Genomic DNA, 24,000 nt, shown 5'->3' with positions numbered 1-24,000 from the left:
TTGAAAGCGAGGCCGTTACCCTTGCAGAAAACTAAAATTAATAGATTCGAGTTGGCAAGATGCAGAAAAAACTATTCTCCGCAGAAATTAAACAATTTGGCTCGGGCGTTTCAATAGATCCTGCTTTTACGAATGAGGGAATAACGGACAACCAATATCATGAGATCATTGATGCTCTTAACGACATCAAGGTTCAACTTGGCCAAGATGAAAAGATTGTCGTACCGGAGAGCGATTCTGAAGAAGTGAAAGCGACAGAAGAGCTGGGAATATTACGCCAGGAATTGCAGGAACTTTCTGATGTTATCCTCGAAACTCGCCGTGAAATTGCCTCACTCAGTTCTTCAAAGAAGGGGCAGAAAATTAATTCAGTTACCGACCAGCTTGATGCGGTTGTCGGTGATACGGAGAATGCAACCAATGCCATTCTTGAAGCTGTTGAAACGATAGAAGACAAGAACGAGAGCCTCCAACTGCATACAAGCTCCCCGGAGGAGGTTGAGAGCATAGAGGCAATCAGTGCTGCGGTAATGAAGATTTACGAAGCCTGTAACTTTCAGGATGTTACTGGTCAGCGGATTTCCAAGGTTGTGACTACCTTGAGCTTTGTCGACGAGAGGATCAGCAAGATGATCGATATTCTCGGCGGTGAGGATGAACTTGAGGAACTTGAGGTTGCTGAGCTAGAACCGCAATTCGATGAGGATGTTGAATTAAGTGGCCCACGGCCAGAAGGTCACGAAATTTCACAGGACGAAATTGATTCCCTGTTCGATTGATTTCCGCGAGAGTTTTTAGTCGAGGCCGTATGCGGCGACATTTTTAACCGCTTGGTGAAATTGTAGTTTTTTGAGATATTCCATAGGGTCCTTGGGTTTAACCAGCGCCCCTTCAATCTGGTTGATCCAGTCGTAATGGCGGGTCAGGAGAAACCTGATCGCTGCGCCACGACAAAGTAGAGGCAAAAATTCGAGCTCCTGCTGTGAGAAGTCCCGAACTTCCCGATAGCCATTCAACAGTTTTCGCGCCTTTGTGATGTTGAAACTGCCGTCATTTTCAAAGCACCAGGCGTTCACACAGATGGCAAGATCATAGGCAAAGAAATCGCTACAGGCGAAATAGTAGTCGATAACTCCGCTCACTTTGTCTTGTAGAAAAAAGATATTATCCGGGAATAAATCCGCGTGGATTACGCCACTTGGCAGATCGGTTGGCCAGTGATTTTCGAGGAATGTGATTTCCACCTCAATTTCAGGAAAAATCCGCGCATCCGATTGGCCCATGCCGCTTTTCATGCAGGCTTCATACAAAGGCCGCCAGCTCGACAGGGAGAGTGTATTAACACGCGTCATCTTGAAATCACTGCCGATCGTATGAAGCTGCGCCAATGCTTGTCCCAGAAGATTGCAGTGCTGTGGCGTTACCCGTTTGACTGAGCGACCATCAAGAAATTCGATAATTGCAGCAGGACGCCCGGCAACCTGTTTTAGGCTGCTGCCGTCTTTCGCAGCAATGGGCCGGGGCGACATAAAACCGCCAGCGGCCAAATGCTCCATCAGTCCTAAGAAAAACGGCAGATCTTCAGCATTTACCCGCTTTTCATAAAGTGTAAGGATGTAATAGCCAGCTTCTGTATGGAGCAAATAGTTGGAATTTTCTACGCCCTCTGCGATGCCTTTGCACGACAGCGCCTGACCCAGATCATATTGATCCAGCATGTCATCCAGCTCATCGTCGGAAATGTCAGTATATACTGCCATAAACTACTTCATGGCCTCTGGTTCCAGAATTTTGGGCATCTTGAAAACCACCTGTTCCTGATTGGTGACTATTTCCTCCACCGTAATGCTGAATCGTTGTGAGAAGGCCTCGACCACCTCTTCGACAAGTGTTTCCGGGGCGGATGCTCCGGCTGTGATACCAATTGTGAATGCGTTCTGAAGACTGTCCCAAGGAATATCCGAGGCCCGTTGAACAAGGGCTACTTGACGACAGCCGGACTTTTCCGCCACCTCAACCAGACGCATCGAATTGGAGGAATTTGGCGCGCCGATAACCAGCATCCCGTCACAGCGCTCAGCAAGAATTTTCACGGCTGCCTGACGATTGGTTGTTGCGTAGCAAATATCTTCTTTTCTGGGGCTCTCAATCGACGGAAAGCGCTTCTTAAGAATGCCAACAATTTCTGCTGTTTCATCAACGGAAAGTGTTGTTTGAGTGAGATAAGCCAAGCTTTTCCCAACCTGCTTTTGGGTAAAGGATCTTGCCTCTTCCGCCGTTTCAATGAGGCTGATCTGACCCTCGGCAAGTTGTCCCATCGTTCCGATTACTTCAGGATGACCGCGATGACCAATCAGGATAATCTCATGATTGTCCCGTTCGTGGCGTTCCGCTTCCCGATGCACTTTGCTGACAAGCGGGCAGGTAGCGTCGATATAGAACATTTTGCGGTTCTCCGCCTCGGCCGGTACTGATTTTGCGACACCGTGGGCTGAAAAAATCACAGGAACGTCTTTTGGTATATCCGCCAGTTCGTCAACGAAGACTGCCCCCTTCTTTTCGAGGTTTTCGACAACGAAACGATTATGCACAATTTCATGGCGGACATAGACCGGCGCGCCATATTTTTCGAGGGCTCTTTCAACAATTTGGATCGCACGGTCCACGCCAGCGCAAAAACCGCGCGGCGCCGCCAATAGCAATGTCCGTTCTGATCTATCCATAATTGCTTCCAAGCCTGAATTGGTTCATAGAATATTCCTGCGGACCGTGAAAACTTGCTAATTCCGCTGGACCATCCTAGATTTGCCGAACTCATACAACAGTTTCAAGGGTAATGCCATATCTAGGCGAGGTAAATTCAAATGATGATGGCAACAATTGCGCCGTCGTCCGAAAATCTGTATTTCTTTGGACATATGCAGGCTGGTGTCTTGCCGTTTGCGATAGCGTCCAAAATACTCTTTAGTTCCTTATACGCCGGTACATTAACATTATGCCTAGTCTCAAATTCATAAATACATCTTTACGCGCATGTTTTCTGACTGTTCCACTGCTAATTACATCAGCTTGCAGCGGTAGTGTCGATACAGATATATTCAGCATTTTCGGCAGCTCTAAACCACCACTTCCCTGCCCACGGGTGGAAGTGCTACCCGGTGCAGAGACCATCACTATCTTTCGTGAAGGGGAGGGGCGCGACCTTGTTGACGTTCAATTTGAAGGCATCATCGTCCCATTTAGTGGCCAATGCCAGTATGTGGACGATGACACAGCCGTTGTTGTTGAGCTCATCCTGCGCATAGGGGCGACCAAGGGACCGGCTGCGACCAGCCAGACAGAGGAATTTCCTTTTTTTGTCGCTATAGCGGAAAGAACGGGCGAGATTATCGCCAAGAAAATTTTCTATAGCCCGGTCGAGGTTGAGGAAGGTCGTCGTCGTGCCACTGTTCAGGAAGAACTGGAACAACGCATCCCCTTGACCGGCCTTAAGACCGGGGGGGATTATGTAATTATCATCGGATTTCAGCTCACACGTGAGCAGTTGGAATTGCAGAGCTAATTACGGGCGTGAGGCCAATAGTTGTTTGACTATTCTTAAATCGACATTATTATCGCGCGGATATTCAGTCGATCCCCGCGGGAGAGATGGTCGTTATGAGCCATCGCCGAAGGAGCAACCACCCCGGAAACTCTCAGGCAACCGGACCGCAGGGGGATGAAACTCTGGAAAGCAAATTACGTATGTAATTTCACCGAAGGGGTAAGCGATATGGCAGTTGCCAACATCGTCAATTCTCTCAGGTTATAGGACAGAGGGGGTCAATCCAGCGGGTTTTTGCTGGAGAATTTGGCTTTTGTCCGCAACCAGGGTTGTCCTATGAGTGAAACTTCGTCGACGAAAAAAACCGTCCTTTACAATTTGCATGTCGAACTCGGCGCCAAGATGGTGCCGTTTGCGGGCTACGACATGCCTGTGCAATATCCTGCCGGTATTCTGAATGAGCATTTGCATACCCGGGAGGCGGCCGGGCTTTTCGATGTTTCCCATATGGGGCAGGTGGTTATTTCGGGCGAAAATCCTGCGAGAGCTATCGAGGCACTTATTCCTGGGGATATTCAGGCGCTTTCGGCGGGCGAGATGCGCTATAGCTTTCTCACAAATGATCAGGGCGGCATTCTGGATGATCTTATCGTCACCCGGCGAGAGAATGATCTCTTCGTTGTTGTGAACGCCGCCTGTAAGGAACAGGACATCGCGCTGCTGACAGGCGGGCTTGCAGGTAAGGCTGAGGTCACAGAGCTGACTGATAGAGCTCTTGTCGCTCTGCAAGGTCCAAAAGCAGTCGACGTCCTCGCGCGGTATGCACCGGAAGTCGTCGCTATGTCTTTTATGAACTATCGCGAAGTTGAAATAGATGGTGTTCCCTGTTTCGTGACCCGTTCTGGATACACGGGCGAAGACGGATTCGAGATTTCCATCCCGAATGATCAGGCAGAGGAGATATGTCGGAAGCTGTTGGACGAAACCGAAGTAATGCCAATTGGCCTTGGCGCACGTGATTCGCTCCGTCTGGAGGCGGGGCTGTGCCTTTATGGCCACGACCTTAACGAAGTGACAACGCCGATCTCGGCCGGTTTGATCTGGGCGATCAGCAAGCGCCGCCGCATTGAGGGCGGATTTCCCGGTGCGGATATTATTCAGGCCGACATCGCGAATAACCCGGCGATGAAACGCGTGGGTATTTTACCTGAAGGTCGTGCGCCTGCACGCGAACATACGGTAATTACAAATGAAGCGGGAGAGACCATCGGTGAAATTACGTCTGGTGGGTTTTCTCCCAGCCTTGGAATTCCCATCGCGATGGGCTATGTCCCACTTGATTTTTCAGCCGTTGGAACGAAAATAAATTTGCTTGTCAGAGGTAAGTCTCGCCCCGCCGTGGTTGCGAAAATGCCGTTCGTCGAGCAGCGCTATTATCGAGGATAATTTTTCACTGGAGAGTAATGAATGTCTTACAAATTTACAGAAGATCATGAATGGGTGCTGCTCGAAGGCGACGTGGCGACGATCGGCATCAGCGATTATGCTCAGGGGCAGCTGGGCGACGTGGTCTATGTCGAAGTCCCGACGGTAGGCGATGAAATTACCAAGGGAGATGAACTCGCAGTAGTCGAAAGCGTGAAAGCAGCATCAGAAGTTTATTCCCCGGTGAGCGGTGAAATCGTTGATGTCAACGCTGAGTTGGAAGGCGCGCCAACCGTGGTCAACGAGGATGCTATGAAAGGCGGATGGTTTGCTAAAGTCCGCGTAACGAATAGTGCGGAATTGAACGACCTGATGGATGAAGCCGCCTATAAAACATTTATCGAAGGTCTCGACGAATGAGGTATATGCCGCATACCGACCGGGAACGGAATGAAATGCTGACGAAAATCGGTGTTGGATCGATTGACGATCTCTTTACCGATATCCCGGAAGAAGCCCGTCTTGAGGGCTTGCTTGATTTGCCGCTTCATGAAAGTGAAATGGTGGTTGAGAAGAATTTCCGGAAACTGGCGGCAAAGAATCTCTCGCCCTATTCGGTCCCCTGTTTTTTGGGAGCAGGCGCTTATCAGCATCACGTTCCCTCTGTTGCGGACCATATTATCCAGCGCTCCGAATTTTTGACGGCTTATACGCCATATCAGCCGGAAATCAGTCAGGGTACTCTTCAGGCCTTGTTCGAATTTCAGACTCAAGTGGCATTGATCACGGGGATGGAAGTCGCGAACGCGTCTATGTATGACGGCGCGACATCCTGTGCGGAGGCTGTTTTGATGGCCTGCAGGGTGACACGGCGAAAAAAGGCGGTGATCTCCGGCAATCTGCATCCTCATTACCGCGATGTTACCCATACAACGCTGCAATTTACCGAGTTTGAGACAATCGATCTACCATCCGCTGTTTCGGGCGAGGAGAGTTTCGACGATCACATTGGATCGGATATAGCCTGTGTAGTTGTACAGAATCCGGATTTTTTCGGTCGACTTCATGACTTGAGCGTGCTTGCGGAAAAATGTCACGCCTCGGGTGCTCTCCTTGTTGTTGCGGTGAACGAAGTGGTGTCGCTGGGCGCAATCACATCTCCCGGAGAAATGGGCGCGGATATTGTCGCAGGGGAGGGGCAGTCAATCGGCGTGCCGCTTTCATACGGTGGACCATATGTAGGTCTTCTTGCGACGCGGCAGAAATTTGTTCGGCAGATGCCAGGTCGGCTTTGCGGTCAGACTGTGGATCAGGATGGCAAGCGTGGGTTCGTTCTGACCCTCTCCACGCGGGAGCAGCATATCCGCCGTGAAAAGGCGACAAGTAATATTTGTACGAATGCCGGCCTCTGCTCCCTTGCCTTTACGATTCATATGAGCCTTCTAGGTGAGAACGGCTTGACGAAGCTGGCCTCACTCAATCATTCACAGGCCGTCACGCTTGCAGAAAAGCTCGAGGTGATCGATGGTGTGGAGATTCTCAACGACAGCTTTTTCAACGAATTTACACTTCGCCTGCCGATGAATGCAGCAAGCGCAGTCGAAAAGCTTGGTGAGAAGGGCATACTTGGGGGCGTACCGGTGTCCCGCCTCATCCCGGATGACCCGGAGATGACGAATCTACTTCTTGTCGCGGCGACTGAAACTTGCTCGGCTTCGGATATGGATGAATTTGTCGTTGCGTTGAAGGAGGTGCTCTAATGCTGAATAATAAAGGACGCCCGACGCAACCGACGGCAGTTTCCGAAGGCGAGACATCGCTTAAAACTTATACTGGAAATAAAGGTCTCGACCTTGAATCACCTCTGATATTTGAACAAGGCGTTCCGGGTAGAATTGGTGTCGATATGGCCGACCCACAGCCCGTGAAGAGCCGCCTTGGCGGGATTGAGCGGAAAGGATCCATTGGACTGCCCGATTTGTCGGAACCACAGGTCCTCCGGCATTTTGTCAGGCTTAGCCGACAAAACTATGCGATCGACGCAGGATTTTATCCTTTGGGGTCCTGCACTATGAAGCATAATCCGCGAATCAATGAAAAAGTTGCCCGGCTTGCCGGACTCGGCGACCTGCACCCCATGCAGCCGACAAGCACCGTTCAAGGAGCTTTGGAGTTGGTTGATAGTCTGGCCCATTGGCTTAAGACAATTACCGGTATGCCAGCGGTTGCGATGTCCCCAGCCGCTGGTGCGCATGGAGAGCTTTGTGGTGTAATGGCCATCCGTGCGGCCCATGAAGCGAACGGAGAGAGCCGGGCACGCATTTTGGTGCCGGAATCGGCTCATGGTACAAATCCGGCAACGGCGGCGCTTTGCGGCTATAAGGTGGATGCGGTTCCGGCCCGAAAGGACGGGCGGATGGATCTTGACGCCTTCGCCGACAAGCTTGGTCCTGATGTCGCCGGAGTCATGCTGACGAACCCGAATACCTGCGGCCTGTTCGAAACAGACGTGAAGAAAATTGCCGATATGGTGCATGAAGTCGGTGGCTACTTCTATTGTGACGGCGCCAACCTCAACGCCATTCTTGGTCGGGTTCGTCCGGGCGACCTTGGTGTTGATGCGATGCATATTAATCTGCATAAGACCTTTTCCACGCCGCATGGCGGCGGTGGACCTGGCTCGGGACCCGTTGTTCTCTCTGAAGCCCTAGCACCTTTCGCGCCGATCCCTTTCGTAACTCATGGTGAAAATGGCTTTGATCTTGTTGAGCAGAAGAGCGGTGCCGCCGTTCAAAGTTTTGGCCGGATGAAGGGGTATCATGGGCAGATGGGCATGTTTATCCGTGCACTGGCTTATATGCAGAGCCATGGCGCAGATGGACTTCGTCAGATTGCGGAAGATGCGGTCCTTAATGCTAACTACATTCGGGTAGGCTTAGATGACAAGCTCCATTCGCCGTTTGAAGGCATATGTATGCATGAGGCCCTGTTTGACGATAGCACGTTAAAAGGCACAGGGGTGACGACACTTGATCTTGCAAAGGCGATGATCGATGAAGGATATCACCCGATGACCATGTATTTCCCGCTTGTGGTTCACGGAGCCATGCTGATTGAGCCGACAGAAAGCGAATCACGACAAACTCTGGATCAGTTTATCGGGGCCATGCGGCATCTGCTGGATAAGGCAACGACGGGAGAGAGTGACTATTTCCTCAGTGCGCCGCATTTCGCACCTCGGCGGCGGCTGGATGAAACTGGCGCAGCGCGTAATCCGGTATTGAGATGGCTGCCATCAGCACCAGTGGAAACGGAAGAAACGCCTCTATCTGCAGCATCGTAGCCTCCCTGAGATTGCTGCATACCTCGGCCTCGTCATTCATGGCGAGGCCTTTTTCGTCTCTTCTATGAGGGAGATTACTTTGAGCAATAAAAAAAAGCCCCGAAATATCGGGGCTTTTCTAAAATAACCGGATTAGGCTCTAGTTGAGCTGTTTTTCCAAACCTTGAATAGATTGGTCGATCAAGGCGTCGGCCTTATCGCCTTTCAATCCGTCCTGCATCAGCTTGCTCGCGGCGGCAATTGCCACATCAACAGCGATGCCTTGCACTTCAGCGACGGCTTTTTCCTCGGCCTGGCGGATCTTGGTTTCTGCAAGTTCTTGGCGTCGTGCCAAGGTCGCTTCAAGTTCCTGAACGCTCTCTTTACGCAGGATTTCCGCATCTTCCTTGGCTCTTGCAACGATTTCTTCCGCAGTCTGCAGTGCATCGTGCTGTCGCCGCTGATAATCCGCAAAGAGCGACTGTGCATCTTCACGGAGTTTCTTGGCTTCTTCCAACTCTTCACGAATCTTGTCGGCGCGGGCGTCAAGCTGCTTGGCAATCAGCGGCGGCACCTTGAAGTAAACAAGAACAGCAAGAAAGCCAACAAAAGCGACTGCGACCCAAAAGGCGGGATCATGTAGCATCAGGCGTCTCCCTTCATACTGGAGGCGACCGCGGCCTCCACATCCTTGTCGGAAACGTCGAAGGCAACGAGCTTGCCTACTGCAGATTTCGCAGTATCGGCCGCAATTTCGCGCACATGGCTGAGCGCGGATTCCTTAGCCTTAAGAATGCTGGCTTCTGCGGCCTGAGCCTTTTTCGCCAGCTTCGCATCCAACTCAGCCTTGCTCGCGTCCTGCTCCTTGGCCATAGAGGCCTTCAGTTCAGAAACAATGCCGTGAGCTTTGGCACGGGCTTCGGCAAGAGCCTCTTCATAATCGGCTTTCGCCTTATCTGCGTCTTCACTAAGCCGCTTTGCTTCTTCCAGATCCGAAGAAATGCGGTTCTGGCGACTTTCCAGTACTTCTGAAATGCCTGGAATCGCGAGCTTCGCCATCAAAATATAGAGAATGACGAATGAAATCGCGAGCCATACAAGCTGCGGTGGGAAGTCTGCAATATTAAGTTGCGGCATACCGGTTCCTTAATCCAATCCTATCGACCCAATTTCTCAAATATGAGAAAGGTTGATTAACCGAACAGGATCAGGAATGCGATAACCAGCGCGAACAGCGCAACAGCTTCTGTCAGGGCAAAGCCGAGCAGCACGTTACCGAAAACTTTCGGAGCAGCAGCCGGATTGCGTAGAGAGCCAGAAACGTAAGATCCGAAGATATTTCCGATACCCACACCCACACCTGCAAGTGCGATAGTCGCAAGGCCGGCACCGATCATCTTTGCGGCTTCTAATTCCATAATATTCTTCCTTCTAAATCAAGAACAACCAATGTTGAAGATTAACTAATACTCAATGATGCAGGTGAAGCGCATCGTTAAGATAGAGGCATGACAGAATGGCAAACACATAGGCCTGCAAAAATGCGACTAGGAATTCCAAGCCTGTCAGAACAACGATAAACCCGAGGGGAAGCCATCCGAGATAAATCCCGAGGCTGACAACAAATCCGCCAAACACTTTCAGCAGCGTATGTCCGGCCAGCATATTAGCGAACAAACGAACAGAGAGGCTGATGGGGCGAACGAAATAGGAGATGACCTCAATCGGCACCAGAATGACCAGCAAGACAACCGGTACGCCGCTGGGGACGAAGAACGTCAGGAACTTGAAGCCATGACGGACAATCCCGATAACCGTCACACCAACAAATACAAGCGCGGCCAATGCAAAGGTAACAATGATCTGGCTGGTAACCGTAAATGTGTAAGGGATCATCCCGAGCAGGTTACAGAACAGCACAAACATGAACAGGGTGAAGATGAACGGGAAATACTTGCGTCCGTCCGACCCCACATTGTCCTTGATCATATTGGCGATGAATTCATAGCTGATTTCCGCCATAGACTGCATGCGGCCCGGCACCATGGCCCGCCCGCGCATACTCCATGTCAGAAAAAGTGTGATTGCTGCGATTGCGATAACCATGAACAGCGAAGCATTCGTAAAAGAGACGTCAAGGCCACCTACGTTCCATTCAACCAGGCGCTTGATTTCAAATTGTGCAAGAGGGCTATGTTCTGACGCCACGATGCTGTTCCCGTCTTAACTGTTTCAACTTGTTCCAGAATATCCAGCCACTTACCGGATATCTATTCCTCATTCGCGCTGTCATTCATGCGCTTGCCGACTTTAATAACGTTGTATAGACCAACAACGGCACCGACAATCAAAAATACCAGCATTAACCAAGGCTTCGTGTCCAACCACTTGTCGAGCAACCAACCAATCCAGCCGCAAACCAGCAACGCAGCAACCATCTCAACGGATAGTCGCCATGCCCTGCCGGCTGAGCTGTTTCGCTCTACCTTCAAGTCGCTGCGGTTCCAGGAAGCCTGTTCCTGTTGTTGCTGCGCCTTTTTAAGCCGAGCTCTAAATTCTTCTTTCGAGGGAGGTTCAGGTTTACTCATTCGCGTCTCCCGATGGAATGCACTATGCTGCCCATCAACCCCCACAGAAAGCGCGGGAAACATACGGTCTGCCCCCCGGAGTGTCAAGACCTTACACACGGCTTTTTCGCCACATTCATGATTGTTTATTGCCATCGACCAAAAGAGTAGGAGAAGTGCCACTAGGCTGCGTTTTCGGTAATCTCCTTGGCCTGCTCAAGATCGACCGAAACAAGTTGCGAAATTCCGCGCTCTGCCATGGTTACGCCAAACAGGCGATCCATGCGCGCCATTGTGATCGGGTGATGGGTAACCACCAAAAACCGTGTCTCGGAGTTTTGGGCGATGCTGTCCAGAAGATGACAAAGGCGCTCCACATTGACGTCATCAAGCGGTGCATCCACTTCGTCGAGGACACAAATCGGCGCGGGGTTGGTCAGGAACACCGCGAAAAGAAGGGCAACCGCCGTTAGTGCTTGCTCCCCACCGGATAGAAGTGACATGAGCTGAAGCTTCTTGCCGGGGGGGCTCGCCATAATCTCAAGACCTGCGGCAAGCGGATCGTCTGATTCCGTCAGGGTCAGGTGAGCCTGACCACCGCCAAACACTTGCTTGAAGAGATGCTGGAAATGTTCATCAACTTTGGTGAAGGCTGCAAGCAGGCGTTCCCGGCCTTCGCGGTTGAGGCCTGATATTCCTTGTCGAAGCCGGGCGATAGCCGCGAGCAAATCTTCACGCTCATTCGTCAAGGTGGTGAGTTGCTCCTCTACTTCTGCGGCCTCAATTTCGGCCCGGAGATTGACAGGGCCCATATTATCTCGCTCCCGCTTCAACCGGTCCAGCTTGCGCTCGCTATCGTCAACGGGCGGAATTTCCTCGTTTTCTTCGATGCCACCTGCAGCTTTGATCTGGTCCGGTGAACATTCCAATTTCTCTCGGACTTGTTCGGCTAGCCCTTTCAAGACTTCCGTCATATGCTCCACATCAGACTGATGGCGTACCCGTTCCTCACGGCAAGTTGCCAGTGCATCCTGACATTTTTTAAGGGCGGCATCACATTCTGAAAGGATCGATTCGGCCTCTGCCAGCTTATCGCGTGCGCCATTGCGTTGTCCTTCAGCCCGTGCAACCTCATCCATCAGGTTGTTGCGCTTGGTCGCAATCTCTTCGGGCTTGCTCTCGATCTCTGCGAGTTCTTCTGATGTGTCCTTGAAGCGCATTTCAAGTTGCACAAAATGAGCGGCCATGTTTTTGTTGCGTTCAATCCAGCCTATGACCTCCCTATCGATCGCAGCAAGACGGTCACGGCGGGTTGCGGCTTCTCTCTCCACGCGATCCGATTCGCTCCGCATCACGGCAAGTTCGTCCCGTTTTTCATGAAGGCTTGCCCGCACCGTTTCGATCTCGGCACGGCTGCCTTCCATATCCGGAAGACGATCAAGAAGTTGCTGCTTGGCTGCAAGACTTTCCACAAGTGCTTCTTGCTCTGATGAGAGTTCGAAAATATTTTCCTGCAAAGAGGTGAGTCGAGACTGCCGCGCGGCGTTTTGCCTTATTTCTTCTGCGTTCGCAGCCCGTAGCTTGGAAAGTTCCTGCTCCTGCTCCCGCAGCTGCCGCCGGAGATTTTTCACCTTTTCGGTCGCATTACCAAGCAAATCTGAGCAGCCTTTCAGATCGTTCGTGACGTTGGCGAGGGTATCGCGCTTTTTCGCAAGATCTTTTGCAATCTCCTCCAGGCGGTTCCGTTGTTCAAGCCGGGCCGCAGCAGCGGTCTTTGCGCCGGCCTTGCGCGTAAAGCCATCCCAGCGCCAGAGGTCTCCATTACGGGTGACAAGACGCTGGCCTGGCTTCAGATCGCTTTGCATTGCCGGGCCGTCTTTGGCGTCAATCACGGCAATCTGCGAGAGACGGGCTTTGAGCGCCGGGTGCCCTTTTACAAATTGATCAAGCGTCTCAGCGCCGCCCTTGAAATTCTGGGAATTTGCCGAGCCTTCCAGCGTTTGCCAGTATGCGGAGGCGGCATCATCTGCGGGTGCTTCCAATTCGTCACCGAGCGCAGCACCAAGCGCCATTTCATAGCCCTTGGAAACCGTCAATTCCTCGATAATACCGGGCCATTCACCATCACTAGAACTTTCCAGCAGGCGGGAGAGGGTGCGCTCTTCCGTCTCCAGCGTGGTGACGTCGCGTTCGGCGAGTTTGACTTTCTCTCTGGCCTCCCGCTCAGCGCCATCTGCGGCCTGACGGAGTATTTCTGCCTCATCACACGCCGTATTAAGATCGTTTAATGATATGATGTTTTCCTGCAATGATGCGGATGAGGTGGCACCACCATCCGCCTCTATTTTTTCCTGCAGCGTCGCTTTTTCCCGATCCAGATCTTCGAGCCGCGCCTTTATCTTTCCAAGTTGTGCTGTTGCAGTCTCAATCTGCTGAATAAGGCTGTTGCGTTCCGCAAGTTGGGCTGCGACAGTTTCTGTTTTTGTATCAAACGCGGATTGCAGCTCCTGAAGTGAGGTAGCCTTTTCGTTCACCTTGGCAAGCAAGGCTTCTGCGCGCGGCCCCGCAGTTTCCGTCTCTCTTTTTAATACTGACTTTTCTTCTTCGAGACGGGCAATTGCCTCCGCCGAATCTTTCTCGAGATCCTTCTCCCGGACCATATCATGCGATATCTGGCTTTTACGGTCTTCAAGCTGTTGCTTTGTCCGTTTGGCTCGCTCTTCTTCCGCGTCCAGACTTTCACGGGCAACGGTTAGCCGATGAACTGCTGAGGCTGCGGCGGCTTCAGCATCGCGGAGAGGCTTTAAGGCCTCATTTGCGCGCAATGTTGCCGATTCTGCGGTGGCCGCCTGACGGGTCAGTTCATTAACAGCCATGACAGCCTGCTCATATTTTTCACGGGCTTCGGCCGCTTTCGCCTGTGCTTGCTGATGTTTGCGAAAGAGGAGTAATGCTTCTGTCTTGCGAATATGGCCCGAAATATTACGATAGCGGTTTGCCTGCCGTGCTTGGCGTTTCAGATTGCCGAGCTGCACTTCAAGCTGTTCGATCACATCGTCAACGCGCTCAAGATTGGTCTCCGCTGAATTCAGGCGAAGCTCGGCCTCATGTCGGCGGGAATGCAACCCCGAAATTCCGGCGGCTTCTTCAAGCAAGTGACGACGTTCTTTCGGTTTGGCGTTAATGAGCGCGCCAACGCGTCCTTGACTGACGATTGCTGTAGAATGAGCGCCAGTCGCAAGATCCGCAAAGAGAAGCTGTACATCGCGAGCGCGGGCGACTTTCCCGTTGATTCGATAATCCGATCCTGTTTCGCGTCTAATACGGCGTGAGACATCAAGCTCCGACGAATCGTTATAAGAGGCGGGGGCCGTTCGCTCTCGATTATCAAGTCCAAGGGTGACTTCTGCCGCATTGCGCGGGGGGCGTGAGGTTGTGCCGGCAAAAATTACGTCGTCCATGGCACCGCCGCGCAAATTGCGCGCGGATGTTTCGCCCATAACCCATGTCAAGGCTTCGACAAGATTCGATTTGCCACAGCCGTTCGGGCCGACAATGCCGGTGAGGCCGTCTTTGATCAGAAGTTCCGTCGGTTCTACAAAGGATTTAAACCCTGACAGTCGTAAGTGCGAAAACTTCACAGCCTCTCCATCACCTGGTAATCTACGTTAATGTCTTCAGATAGTTGTCCAGAGCTTCAAAGCTTCTGTTTTGCTCATATTTCTCGCCTTGAATAAAGAGTGTCGGCGTTGATGAGACCCCGAATTGGGAGGATCCGATCAGACTCTCGGACGCTATCGCATCAATCAATTCTTGATTAGTCAGGCAAGTCACAAATTCTTCTAGGGCGACTCCATTTTTTGAACCAAGTTCGATGAGGGCGAGCGCAGGATCTTCCTGCCGTGTCCAATTGTCTTGCTGTTCAAAAAGCACGTCGATCATAGCGAAGAATTTACTGTCATCCTCGGTACATTCTGAGAGGATCGCCGCTATGAAGGCAAAACGGTCAAGCGGAAAATGACGATACACAAATTTCACTTTACCCGTATCGATATAATCTTTCTTGAGATCACCAAATGTGTGTTTGTGGAAATTGCCGCAATGGCCACAAGTTAGCGAAGCATATTCAATAATTGTCACGGGAGCTGTCGGAAATCCGAGAACATGGTCGCTTTCCAGAATCTGCGGTTTTGCGGCCTGCGCTTCACGCGGCGCTAAAATCCCTGCTGCGACTGTGGCCGCAAAGGGCAGGGCACTGCCTGCTGCTACAAAATGTCGCCGAGAAATAGCCAATTTACCGTCTTTCCTACTATATGTGGTGTTAGTATAACTTTTCATTCTTTAATCCTCAATCGATTCCTGCGATTTATCGCAACATAATAGGAAAATAGATATTTTATAGGGGTTAACTGGCCGTATCGGGATCATCACCGCTTTGTGTCTTATTTCGCGCGCTCAACATTGATGTGGCCACGCTTTCTAACCGCTTTCTAAGATCTGGCTCGGTAATATCGGTAAGTATTGTCTCAATCCAGATTTTCTGGGAGTCCGTAAGGGGGAGGGGCGGGGCTGATTTTCTAACTTCAGGCTTTTTTACGGGGGCCTGAATCAATTGTAGCCGAGAGATAGCCCTGTATCCGAAGAAGCTATTGATTCGCTCTATTACCAGAGGTTCAAAATGTTGAAACTCCGGTGCCCAACCTGGCGCGACGCGGATGCGAAGCGTCGCATCCTTGTTGCCTTGCCGCGAATAGGTGAGTTTCTCTGGGCTTGAAAAATTCGCGAGATTCGGGCCAACAATGGCGGGCCAGTGGGTCAAGATATCGGCCTGAGCGAAGCCGCGCTTAACCAGCGCTGCTTTTGAGGATTTCCCAACAAGGCTAGCGATCGCGCGTGGTCCGGCCCTTCCCTTTGCTTGTCTCACCTTGCCCCTTATCCATCCTGGAAACTTCGCATTGCCTCAGGATATAAACTTCGCCATAACGAGTAGCAATATGATCGAACAAAAGCTGTCACAAAAGTCTTTTTCTACTGCCATCCTCAATTGGTATGATAAACACGCCCGCCGGTTGCCCTGGAGAAGCCCGCCCGGAGAGCGCCCGGACCCGTATCATGTCTGGTTGAGCGAGATCATGCTACAGCAGACGACTGTGGTAACCGTTGGTCCTTACTTTGATAAATTCCTAACGCTTTGGCCAACTGTCCATGACATGGCCGCCGCACCGCTGGATGATATCCTCACGGCTTGGGCCGGTCTTGGTTATTATGCGCGTGCGCGCAATCTTCATAAATGTGCAATCGCCATATCCGAAGAATTTAACGGGCATTTTCCGAAGGATAGGGACCAGCTTCTTTCACTTCCGGGCATCGGCCCCTATACAGCGGCGGCGATCGCGGCGATTGCCTTTGATAAGTCTGAAGTTGTTGTCGATGGGAATATTGAGCGGATAGTCAGCCGCCTGTACCGCATCGACATGCCACTTCCAGCGGCAAAAAAGAAAATAACGGTACGTGCGGCGGAACTTACTCCCTTGCAGCGTGCTGGAGACTATGCGCAAGCCCTCATGGATATAGGTGCGACGATCTGCTCCCCGCGTGCCCCGACTTGTGTGATATGTCCTGTGGCTGATTTTTGTAATGCGCGAACGGCAGAAGATATGGAGCGGTATCCAGTCAAAGCACCAAAGAAAGTAAAGCCAACGCGGCGTGCTGTGATTTTCTGGCTGGAGCGGGAGGATGGTTTTGTTTTTCTCCGCCGACGGGAGGAGAAGGGACTGCTTGGAGGCATGATGGAGTTCCCCTCAACTGAGTGGCAGGAGGAAACAATTCCCGTAGAGACGGCTATCAAAAACTTTTTCTCAAACGACTTTCAGAAGCGGGAGAACCGAATCACAGAGAAAGCTATGGTTCGTCATACTTTCACGCATTTCCATTTAGAACTGCAGCCCGTTGTTATTTCAATCAAGGAAATGGACAAGTTTGTTTTGCCGCACGGTCAATGGGCTGAGCCGAGAGAGTTTGGCCGCTACGCCCTACCAACCCTGATGACCAAGGTTGCGCGGATCGTGATTAAAGACCGGGACTGACGAATTCGTCTTTCGATACCTTCCCGTCGGCATTTTTGTCGAGCTTATTAAAACGCACAACACCGGCGGCTTTGATCTCCTTCAAGGTAACAATTGTGTCCCCGTTGGTGTCCATCTCTTTATATTCATCAGGAACGGGAACTTCGGAGTGGGCCGGCGCGGTAACAGAGCGGAGGCTTTCTGCCTGAATATATTCCTCATACTCGACCTTACCGTCGGAATTAAGATCATATTCCTTGAACAGGCGCTCGCGATAGGCTTCTGTTTCGGCCTGTGAGATGGCGCCATCCGCATCTCTATCCATGCCAAGAAAACGGGATTCTTCATAGGATAATGCAGGGAGGCTGATTGCCATAGTCAGAGTGCCGCCCAAGATAATCGCTAAAGAAAGTCTGTTCATTGCGTCCCTTTCCAATTTGAAGGGGCGCGGGGACCCCTCAGTTCATTTCCGCTCGTACTTGCTGTCGGAGTACGTCGATGGAGACTGCTTTCCCTTCTGCGTCAAAATGCCAGAAAGTCCAGCCGTTGCAACTGCTGGCGCCTTGTAATTGAGCGCCTACTTTATGGATGGAGCCCGATACATCAGAAGCAACCAGACTTCCGTCCGCACGTACCTTTGCTTTATACCGTTTCCGCGCGTCAAACAAGATTTGTCCTGCGGATAATAACCCTCTTTCAACAACAGAGCCGAAGGGAATTCTCGGTTCTTGACGCTTGCTACGGGTAAATTCCAGATCGTCGGCGGGGAGCTGGCTTACCTTTCGGATACGCTCCTTGGCGACGGCAATGTATTTTTCCTCCCGTTCCAGCCCGATATAGTGTCGACCTAGCTTGTGGGCAACCGCACCGGTGGTCCCGGTACCAAAAAACGGGTCCAGGATGACATCGCCTGGGTTCGAGGCCGCCGTTAGCACACGATAGAGTAATGATTCCGGCTTCTGCGTCGTATGGGCCTTTTCGCCCTCAACTTTCAGTCGCTCCCCGCCGCTGCAAATTGGCAAATGCCAGTCAGAGCGCATTTGTATGTCGTCATTCATGACTTTAAGCGCATCGTAATTGAAAGTGATATTTCTCGCTTCCTGTCCTTTGGAGCACCAAATCAATGTTTCATGCGCGTTAGTGAAGCGGGTGCCGCGAAAATTCGGCATCGGATTAGTCTTGCGCCAGATGACATCATTCAAGACCCAGAAGCCGAGGTCCTGCAGGCTGGCGCCAACACGGAAAATATTATGATAGGATCCGATCACCCATAGCGTTCCGTTGTCTTTCAGTACACGCTTCGCCGCAGCCAGCCAGGCACGTGTGAAATCATCATAGGCGGCAAAGCTGTCGAACTGATCCCAGTGATCCGTCACAGCGTCAACAAAGCTGTCATCGGGGCGCCTCAACTCGCCGGAAAGCTGCATGTTATAGGGCGGATCCGCGAAAATCATGTCCACGGAATTTTCCGGCAGACTGTTCATCAAGTCGATACAGTCGCCCTTTAAAATTTGATCAAGTGGTAGCTTCTGTTTTTGGGTCATTCATATTATTCTGTAATTATTCAATGTGAATATACTGATTCGGCCGATTCGCTACGTCAATATATTTTGTTGAATCAGTATGTTAGAGAATAATTCTGAACTTTCGCTTAATCATCACTAATGAGCGCGCGGATAGGCGCAAAACTTCGCCTATGTTGTGGTGTGATGCCAAAATCACGCAATCCCTTGCGGTGCTCCGCCGTGCCATATCCGGCATTTTTCTCCCATCCGTAGTGCGGATACGTCTCCGCAAGAGTACACATTTTCCGGTCTCGTGTTACTTTTGCCACTATCGAAGCAGCCGCAATGGAGAGAGAACGGCCATCGCCTTTGACAATTAGGTGCGTCGGAATGCCTAGTTTCGGGTCCCTGTTTCCATCGACTAGAGCGACATCGGGACGGAAAGGAAGGGCCTCCATTGCGCGGCGCATGGCAATCAGACTTGCTCCAAGAATATTATGCGTATCAATTTCCTGAACGCTGGCTTCTCCGATGCCGACAACTGCGGATTCGTAGATGGCGCCATAAAGTTCTTCGCGCTTCGCTTTTGAGAGTTTTTTGCTGTCCTGCATACCATCCGGGATGTTGTTTTGATCAAGAATGACCGCAGCGGCAACCACCGGGCCAGCAAATGGGCCGCGACCAACTTCATCAATGCCGACAACCCGACCTGTTTCAAGCAATTCAAACGATAAATCCGGGTATGTTGGGATAGGGCGGTTCATATCCCTTCAATAACATGCACTTCGACCTAAAATAAATTCATTTGTCGCTTGTCGCGGCCCGGTTTCATGAAAAGGTCGGTTGCAAGGCTATACTTACTGCCCTCAAACCCGAGTTGCTGACAGGCAAGACGAAATCTCTTGTTGATAAGTGCCGCATAGGGACCGGTTCCGACCATCCGTTTTCCGAATTCTGCATAATAATCCTTCCCGCCTCGGGTAGAACGGACAAGCTTCATCACCCGTGCGGCTCTGTCCGGAAAATTTTCCCAAAGCCAGTTCTCAAAGAGACCCGCAACATCCATCGGTAACCGCAGAAGGAGATAAATTGCACTTTCCGCACCCTTGTCTCTACATTCCATCAAAATGCGTTCTAGTTCATGATCGTTAAGGCCCGGAATAATGGGGGAGGCCTGAACTAAAGTCTTAACTCCAGCCTTGCTTAACGCCTCGATTGCGGCGAGACGTTTATGCGGGGCGCTTGCCCTTGGCTCCATAACACGGGCTAAGTTTCTGTCGAGTGTGGTCACCGATATACCAACGGAAACAAGGTTGTCCTTTGCCAACGGAGCCAGAATATCAAGATCCCGCAACACAAGATCGGATTTTGTTGTGATCGTGAAGGGATGCCTCGTCTCGGCCAACAGTTGGATAATCTCCCGTGTGATTTTAAGCTTTCTCTCAATCGGTTGATAAGGGTCAGTGTTTGTGCCGAGAGCGATGGGTTTACATTGATAGGAGGGACGGGATATCTCGGCGGCCAGCAACTCCGCCGCGTTCGGCTTTGCAAATAGCTTGCTTTCAAAATCGAGCCCGGCAGAGAGATTCATATAGCCATGGCTTGGTCGGGCATAACAATAAATGCATCCATGCTCACAACCCCGATAGGCGTTAACAGATCGGTCAAAAGGAAGGTCCGGTGACATATTCCGGCTGAGAATGGATTTTGGCCGCTCAATCGTAACCGTCGTTTTCAAACGGTCTGTATCGTCCTGCTCAGCAGGTGCCCAGCCATCATCAATGAAATCCCGTTCGACAATCTCAAACCGTCCGTCTGGGTTGGCAGTTGCGCCGCGCCCATGCCGTCTGTTTTTATCAAATGGGATGATCTGATTGTCTAGCATATGGTCAATATATCGAACCAAAAAGAACAAAACAAGAACATAATAATGAATAGTGATGCGACCGGATCTGAAATGCTGGACGTATAAATAAGAAACCAGCAACGAGGAAGGAACAGGAAGATGCAAAAATTCGGAACTCTCCTGCTTGGAGCGATAATGATAGGTGGTGTTTCCATCGCGCAAGCGGATAGCTGGCAGAGCGGTAAGCATGGCTCCGCCTCCAAGGGATCAAAGGGGCAGAGTACTTTAGTTTACAGCAAAGGGAATAAAGGCTCGGCCAATGTCGGGCAGAATATCACCTATGGCCCTCAACATTCCAAAAATAGACAAGCTCACAGGACGGCGTCTTCAAAGCGGCATGGGACGAAGGTAGTCTACGCATCGCCGAAAAGGGTTATTTATGTTTCACCGAAATATCAGTCTCAATCCAAGAAGCATTCCTATCATTCGTACCGGCCAAAATATGTCTATGTGAAACCCGCATACGCACCGCGTTACTACGGCCATCACCCCTACCGCGAAATCTATTGGCCATTTATAAATGTGCGCTTTGTGGTCGAGCTGACCGCGCGCCAGATTGAGCATCATCATCAGGCTTTATACACGGCATTGGATAGGCCAGTCGGGCATATTACGTCATGGCGCGACGGCGGGCGGAGCGGAAGTATTGCCATCCTTCGAAAGGGGTATGACGCCTATGGCAATCTCTGCAAGCAATACAGGCAAACACTCACCTATCGCGGACGGACAACAACAAGTGTGGAAGAGTCCTGCTTGTCACAAAGTGGCTACTGGAGACCCGTTTGATGCATGCCTGTCCATCAAGGGCGGTGCGAATATTTCTACCGAAGATTTTCGCGCTGCTCCGTTGATACAGGCTACCCTTTTGCCAACTGGCTTAGGCGGTGCATACTGGCTTTTTCCAGAAAATCATATGCCGCCTCATCCAGCTTGTTAAAGCTGAAGGCAACTTGATTCTTCCCGAGCAGAACACGTGTGACGACGGCAACGGAATTGGTTGGCGCGGTTCTATCCGTATCGTAGGCAATCTTTCGGACAAACACCTTCTCCCCGACTGGCGGGCGTCCCGCAAAATCATCTATGCGAAATCCGCCAAGGCTCCAGTCATAAGTAGCGAACTCATGCGTTCCTAACGTGAGATGAAGCTTCGGCACCTCAAAGCGATGGTCTTTGCGGTTATGGCCACGGTAACCTGTAGTTATAAAAACTCGTTTCATTTTAATTTCTAGATTCTGTTTGAGGGCAAATCCTGCAACATTTTAGCAAACGAAAAATTAAAATTGAGTTTCCTTTTGGTTGAAAATTCGATTTTCAGATCAATCAGTTCAGCTTTTCGATCGCTTTTCATGTTCCTGTAGACGATCGAACAGTTCGACAAAATTACAGGGCATGAAACGGTAATCAAGTTGGTGGACAAGAATATCGTCCCACGCATCCTTCACTGCCCCGGTTGAACCCGGAAGCGCAAATAGATAGGTGCCGCGCGCGACGCCAGCACTTGCACGGGACTGAATTGTTGAGGTGCCGATTTTCTGATAGCTCAACATGCGAAAGAGTTCTCCAAAGCCCGGGATTTCTTTTTCATAGAGTGCCCCGAAAGCCTCCGGTGTTATGTCACGCCCGGTTACGCCGGTGCCGCCGGTTGAGATCACCACATCGACATTATCATCAACAAGCCATTGATTAACAATATTCTGGATATCGGCAATCTCGTCGCGAACAATCTGCCTGTCGGCGAGCGTATGCCCCGCCGCTTCCAGGCGGTCTACAAGTGTCTGGCCCGACTTATCCTCTGCCAGACCCCGACTGTCGGATACGGTCAGCACAGCGATCCGTACTTTGATAAAGGGACGGGATGTGTCAATTCCGGGCATTATCTGCGACCTCGTTTTCCCAGCGATCAAGGGGTTGATATTCAGGCCATTCACCCTGCGCAATCTGATCAAGCGCGGGTAGATCCTGTCCCATACGATGACGGTATATCCAGAAATTTGTCAAAACCCTTTTTATAAAATTCCGGGTTTCCTTGCTTGGCATTGCTTCAATGAAAAAGAGTGGATCATCATTATATTTGGTTTCTGACTTCCATTTCTTCAGATTTCCGGGGCCTCCGTTATAGGCCGCAGTAAGATTGAAGAGATTGGTGTCGACATCTTTATATTTCATTAGATAGGTCAGGTATTTCTGACCGAGTTCCAGATTAAAGGCCGGGTCAAATAGCTTCTTGTTGTTTTTGTTACGAAGCGATCGGTCACCGGAAAGATAGCTCGCCGTCGACGGCATGATCTGCATAAGGCCCTTTGCCCCGGCTCCACTTCGCGCCAGAGAGTAAAAGCCGGATTCCTGACGCATAAAGGCGTAGAGTAGGGCGCGGTCCACCTTGAAGCCATTCTTCGGCGACCATTTCGGCATTGGGTAAATCGCGGCGTCCCAAGGCTTGTCTTCATTTTCCCAAAGAAAGAGCCCAATGCGCATAGCAACAGAGGGCGCACCGATTTGCTCGGAAAGTGCCAGTAGCATAGGCGCTAGCTTGTCATTTGCGCTCGGAAAAGCGGCCCTCAACTCCTGTGCTGCGAGATCATATTGCCCGATCTCACTTAAGGCAACGGCGCGTTTGGCGGATGGGATTTTCATCAACCATGAAATTTGCTCTGACGTCAGCGTTGGCAAATCCCAACTGAACGGTTTTTCGATCCCAAGCTGACGCAGCGCAAGCAAACCATAAAACGTGCGCGGCTGGCTCGCCGTCCGTTCTAGGAAAAGATATGCTTTTTCCGGGCTCCCAAGTTTCAGGTACGCGCGCGATGCCCACCAGTTGGCGGCAGTGTAATTCCAGTCCGAAATCCGGCTGACTTCTGCCAATGCGGCAAAATGTTCGGCGGCTTTGTCAATTCGACCTAGGCGCCATGCGGCGAGCCCGGCCGTCCAATCCGCGAGAGGAACATATTTGCGGGAGTTTTTGAGAGCGGCTTCGGCGAACTCAATCGCCTGTTCATCGCGCGCATATAAAAAATAGCTTTTCGAGATTCTTTCTCGAAGTTGGTCAAGTTCTACTTGATCAAGAAGCTTCCGGATCTTTTTCTGGCGAAGAAATTTCGCGGCTTTGGTCGGCTGATCTCGATAGAGATATTGCTTTACGGCACGCTTGGCATGGGCGACATCATTGCGCGTTTGCGCCGATCTTTTGCGTTTGCTTTTATAGGAGCGCGAGAGGAAAACGGGCTGCCCTGGGCCAGTTCCTCCGAGATAGCGGCCATGAAGTGCCTCGGGTAGAGGTTTCCACCCTTTAGGCCGGCGACTCTTTGCGAGCTTATATAGGCGATACGCTCCTGGATGGTCAGAATAGGCCTTCATCCATAGGTGAAGTTCTTCATAGTTTGCGCGGTACTTAGTTGGGTGCATGTACCGCTGGAATCTGACATGGCCAATAAGAATATTGTTCGAAAGTGATTTTATCAGCGCGTCGGCCTTCTTCCATTTACCCTGTTCCTGCAAGACAAATATCTCTTGATATCTTTCTATGTCTGTAGGCGATAGAACGGAAGGCACTGTGCCTGCCACGGCGATCGGCCCCGTCATCACTAGGGCGGACATCACAAATGCTATCGCGGCGATCAATCTGGGGAAATGCTTCATAGGCCAGACAACAAAAATAAAGTGTGATCC

Annotated in this window: 25 protein-coding genes and 2 riboswitches; of the genes, 8 read left to right on the top strand and 17 right to left on the bottom strand. The window is 51.1% G+C overall.

Translation table 11 applies throughout. The annotated features are described in order from the left end of the window. The first annotated feature begins 59 nt into the window (after positions 1 to 59). A complete protein-coding gene (locus LKE13_RS01160; protein WP_227947852.1) occupies positions 60 to 779 on the top strand; it encodes a hypothetical protein in 720 nt (239 codons plus the stop codon). Between the two features lie 15 nt (positions 780 to 794). On the opposite strand, the gene thrB is transcribed toward LKE13_RS01160, so the two are convergent. After that, positions 795 to 1,760, bottom strand: a complete 966-nt coding sequence (gene thrB / locus LKE13_RS01155; RefSeq protein WP_227947851.1) for a homoserine kinase — start codon at positions 1,758 to 1,760, stop codon at positions 795 to 797. 3 nt (positions 1,761 to 1,763) lie between these two features. Further along, positions 1,764 to 2,723: a 4-hydroxy-3-methylbut-2-enyl diphosphate reductase gene (ispH, locus tag LKE13_RS01150; RefSeq protein WP_227947850.1), complete on the bottom strand. Its 960-nt coding sequence runs from the start codon at positions 2,721 to 2,723 to the stop codon at positions 1,764 to 1,766. A gap of 272 nt (positions 2,724 to 2,995) precedes the next feature. On the opposite strand from ispH, the gene LKE13_RS01145 reads away from it, so the two are divergent. The 5 genes from LKE13_RS01145 to gcvPB all read left to right on the top strand — a co-directional run bounded on the left by LKE13_RS01145 (position 2,996) and on the right by gcvPB (position 8,312). Next, a complete protein-coding gene (locus tag LKE13_RS01145; protein WP_227947849.1) occupies positions 2,996 to 3,562 on the top strand; it encodes a hypothetical protein in 567 nt (188 codons plus the stop codon). A gap of 68 nt (positions 3,563 to 3,630) precedes the next feature. Next, positions 3,631 to 3,721: riboswitch (glycine riboswitch) on the top strand. 3 nt (positions 3,722 to 3,724) lie between these two features. Beyond that, positions 3,725 to 3,818, top strand: a riboswitch (glycine riboswitch). A 62-nt stretch (positions 3,819 to 3,880) separates the two neighbouring features. Beyond that, on the top strand, positions 3,881 to 4,990 hold the full coding sequence (gene gcvT / locus LKE13_RS01140; RefSeq protein WP_227947848.1) for a glycine cleavage system aminomethyltransferase GcvT: 1,110 nt from the start codon (positions 3,881 to 3,883) through the stop codon (positions 4,988 to 4,990). 21 nt (positions 4,991 to 5,011) lie between these two features. After that, positions 5,012 to 5,389, top strand: a complete 378-nt coding sequence (gene gcvH, locus LKE13_RS01135; protein WP_227947847.1) for a glycine cleavage system protein GcvH — start codon at positions 5,012 to 5,014, stop codon at positions 5,387 to 5,389. Then, on the top strand, positions 5,386 to 6,729 hold the full coding sequence (gcvPA, locus tag LKE13_RS01130; protein WP_227947846.1) for an aminomethyl-transferring glycine dehydrogenase subunit GcvPA: 1,344 nt from the start codon (positions 5,386 to 5,388) through the stop codon (positions 6,727 to 6,729). The genes gcvH and gcvPA overlap by 4 nt, the downstream gene beginning before the upstream one ends. Beyond that, entirely contained in the window at positions 6,729 to 8,312 is a 1,584-nt protein-coding gene (gene gcvPB, locus LKE13_RS01125; protein ID WP_227947845.1) for an aminomethyl-transferring glycine dehydrogenase subunit GcvPB, read from the top strand. The genes gcvPA and gcvPB overlap by 1 nt, the downstream gene beginning before the upstream one ends. A 139-nt stretch (positions 8,313 to 8,451) precedes the next feature. Here gcvPB and LKE13_RS01120 read toward each other — a convergent pair whose 3' ends face one another. The 8 genes from LKE13_RS01120 to LKE13_RS01085 form a co-directional block, all read right to left on the bottom strand. Continuing rightward, positions 8,452 to 8,937 (bottom strand): ATP F0F1 synthase subunit B, encoded by a 486-nt coding sequence (locus tag LKE13_RS01120; RefSeq protein ID WP_227947844.1) that lies wholly within the window; start codon positions 8,935 to 8,937, stop codon positions 8,452 to 8,454. After that, positions 8,937 to 9,428 (bottom strand): hypothetical protein, encoded by a 492-nt coding sequence (locus LKE13_RS01115; protein ID WP_227947843.1) that lies wholly within the window; start codon positions 9,426 to 9,428, stop codon positions 8,937 to 8,939. The genes LKE13_RS01120 and LKE13_RS01115 overlap by 1 nt, the downstream gene beginning before the upstream one ends. A 56-nt stretch (positions 9,429 to 9,484) precedes the next feature. Further along, positions 9,485 to 9,709 carry a F0F1 ATP synthase subunit C gene (locus LKE13_RS01110; protein WP_161313699.1) on the bottom strand — a complete coding sequence of 75 codons (225 nt, stop codon included), beginning with the start codon at positions 9,707 to 9,709 and terminating at the stop codon, positions 9,485 to 9,487. A gap of 52 nt (positions 9,710 to 9,761) precedes the next feature. Then, complete coding sequence (locus LKE13_RS01105) at positions 9,762 to 10,499, bottom strand: F0F1 ATP synthase subunit A (protein ID WP_227947842.1); 738 nt, start codon at positions 10,497 to 10,499, stop codon at positions 9,762 to 9,764. A 62-nt stretch (positions 10,500 to 10,561) separates the two neighbouring features. After that, entirely contained in the window at positions 10,562 to 10,879 is a 318-nt protein-coding gene (locus tag LKE13_RS01100) for an AtpZ/AtpI family protein (protein WP_227947841.1), read from the bottom strand. A 161-nt stretch (positions 10,880 to 11,040) separates the two neighbouring features. After that, positions 11,041 to 14,499, bottom strand: coding sequence for a chromosome segregation protein SMC (gene smc / locus LKE13_RS01095; RefSeq protein WP_227947840.1), 3,459 nt, complete (start codon positions 14,497 to 14,499; stop codon positions 11,041 to 11,043). A gap of 22 nt (positions 14,500 to 14,521) precedes the next feature. Next, positions 14,522 to 15,196 (bottom strand): DsbA family protein, encoded by a 675-nt coding sequence (locus LKE13_RS01090; protein ID WP_227947839.1) that lies wholly within the window; start codon positions 15,194 to 15,196, stop codon positions 14,522 to 14,524. Between the two features lie 67 nt (positions 15,197 to 15,263). Continuing rightward, on the bottom strand, positions 15,264 to 15,782 hold the full coding sequence (locus tag LKE13_RS01085) for a DUF721 domain-containing protein (protein ID WP_227947838.1): 519 nt from the start codon (positions 15,780 to 15,782) through the stop codon (positions 15,264 to 15,266). A 70-nt stretch (positions 15,783 to 15,852) separates the two neighbouring features. On the opposite strand from LKE13_RS01085, the gene mutY reads away from it, so the two are divergent. Further along, complete coding sequence (gene mutY / locus LKE13_RS01080; RefSeq protein ID WP_227947837.1) at positions 15,853 to 16,944, top strand: A/G-specific adenine glycosylase; 1,092 nt, start codon at positions 15,853 to 15,855, stop codon at positions 16,942 to 16,944. Here mutY and LKE13_RS01075 read toward each other — a convergent pair. From LKE13_RS01075 to LKE13_RS01060, 4 genes are all read right to left on the bottom strand, one after another. Beyond that, on the bottom strand, positions 16,928 to 17,344 hold the full coding sequence (locus tag LKE13_RS01075) for an EF-hand domain-containing protein (RefSeq protein ID WP_227947836.1): 417 nt from the start codon (positions 17,342 to 17,344) through the stop codon (positions 16,928 to 16,930). The genes mutY and LKE13_RS01075 overlap by 17 nt on opposite strands. A 37-nt stretch (positions 17,345 to 17,381) precedes the next feature. Continuing rightward, on the bottom strand, positions 17,382 to 18,467 hold the full coding sequence (locus LKE13_RS01070) for a site-specific DNA-methyltransferase (RefSeq protein ID WP_227947835.1): 1,086 nt from the start codon (positions 18,465 to 18,467) through the stop codon (positions 17,382 to 17,384). Positions 18,468 to 18,574: 107 nt separating this feature from the next. Further along, complete coding sequence (locus tag LKE13_RS01065) at positions 18,575 to 19,192, bottom strand: ribonuclease HII (RefSeq protein ID WP_227947834.1); 618 nt, start codon at positions 19,190 to 19,192, stop codon at positions 18,575 to 18,577. A gap of 26 nt (positions 19,193 to 19,218) precedes the next feature. Next, positions 19,219 to 20,313 (bottom strand): PA0069 family radical SAM protein, encoded by a 1,095-nt coding sequence (locus tag LKE13_RS01060; protein WP_227947833.1) that lies wholly within the window; start codon positions 20,311 to 20,313, stop codon positions 19,219 to 19,221. Between the two features lie 120 nt (positions 20,314 to 20,433). Here LKE13_RS01060 and LKE13_RS01055 point away from each other — a divergent pair, with 120 nt between their 5' ends. Then, positions 20,434 to 21,120: a hypothetical protein gene (locus tag LKE13_RS01055; protein ID WP_227947832.1), complete on the top strand. Its 687-nt coding sequence runs from the start codon at positions 20,434 to 20,436 to the stop codon at positions 21,118 to 21,120. A 71-nt stretch (positions 21,121 to 21,191) separates the two neighbouring features. Here LKE13_RS01055 and LKE13_RS01050 read toward each other — a convergent pair whose 3' ends face one another. The 3 genes from LKE13_RS01050 to LKE13_RS01040 all read right to left on the bottom strand — a co-directional run bounded on the left by LKE13_RS01050 (position 21,192) and on the right by LKE13_RS01040 (position 23,928). Continuing rightward, positions 21,192 to 21,551: a PilZ domain-containing protein gene (locus LKE13_RS01050; protein WP_227947831.1), complete on the bottom strand. Its 360-nt coding sequence runs from the start codon at positions 21,549 to 21,551 to the stop codon at positions 21,192 to 21,194. 108 nt (positions 21,552 to 21,659) lie between these two features. Next, positions 21,660 to 22,208, bottom strand: coding sequence for a molybdenum cofactor biosynthesis protein B (gene moaB / locus LKE13_RS01045; protein WP_227947830.1), 549 nt, complete (start codon positions 22,206 to 22,208; stop codon positions 21,660 to 21,662). Further along, positions 22,195 to 23,928, bottom strand: coding sequence for a lytic transglycosylase domain-containing protein (locus LKE13_RS01040; RefSeq protein WP_227948843.1), 1,734 nt, complete (start codon positions 23,926 to 23,928; stop codon positions 22,195 to 22,197). The genes moaB and LKE13_RS01040 overlap by 14 nt, the downstream gene beginning before the upstream one ends. Between the last annotated feature and the right edge of the window lie 72 nt (positions 23,929 to 24,000).

This window comes from Sneathiella sp. HT1-7 (assembly GCF_020731145.1).
Taxonomy (GTDB): domain Bacteria; phylum Pseudomonadota; class Alphaproteobacteria; order Sneathiellales; family Sneathiellaceae; genus Sneathiella.
Note: the sequence above shows the minus strand (reverse complement) of the source record. Positions and strands in the feature narration are given on the sequence as shown.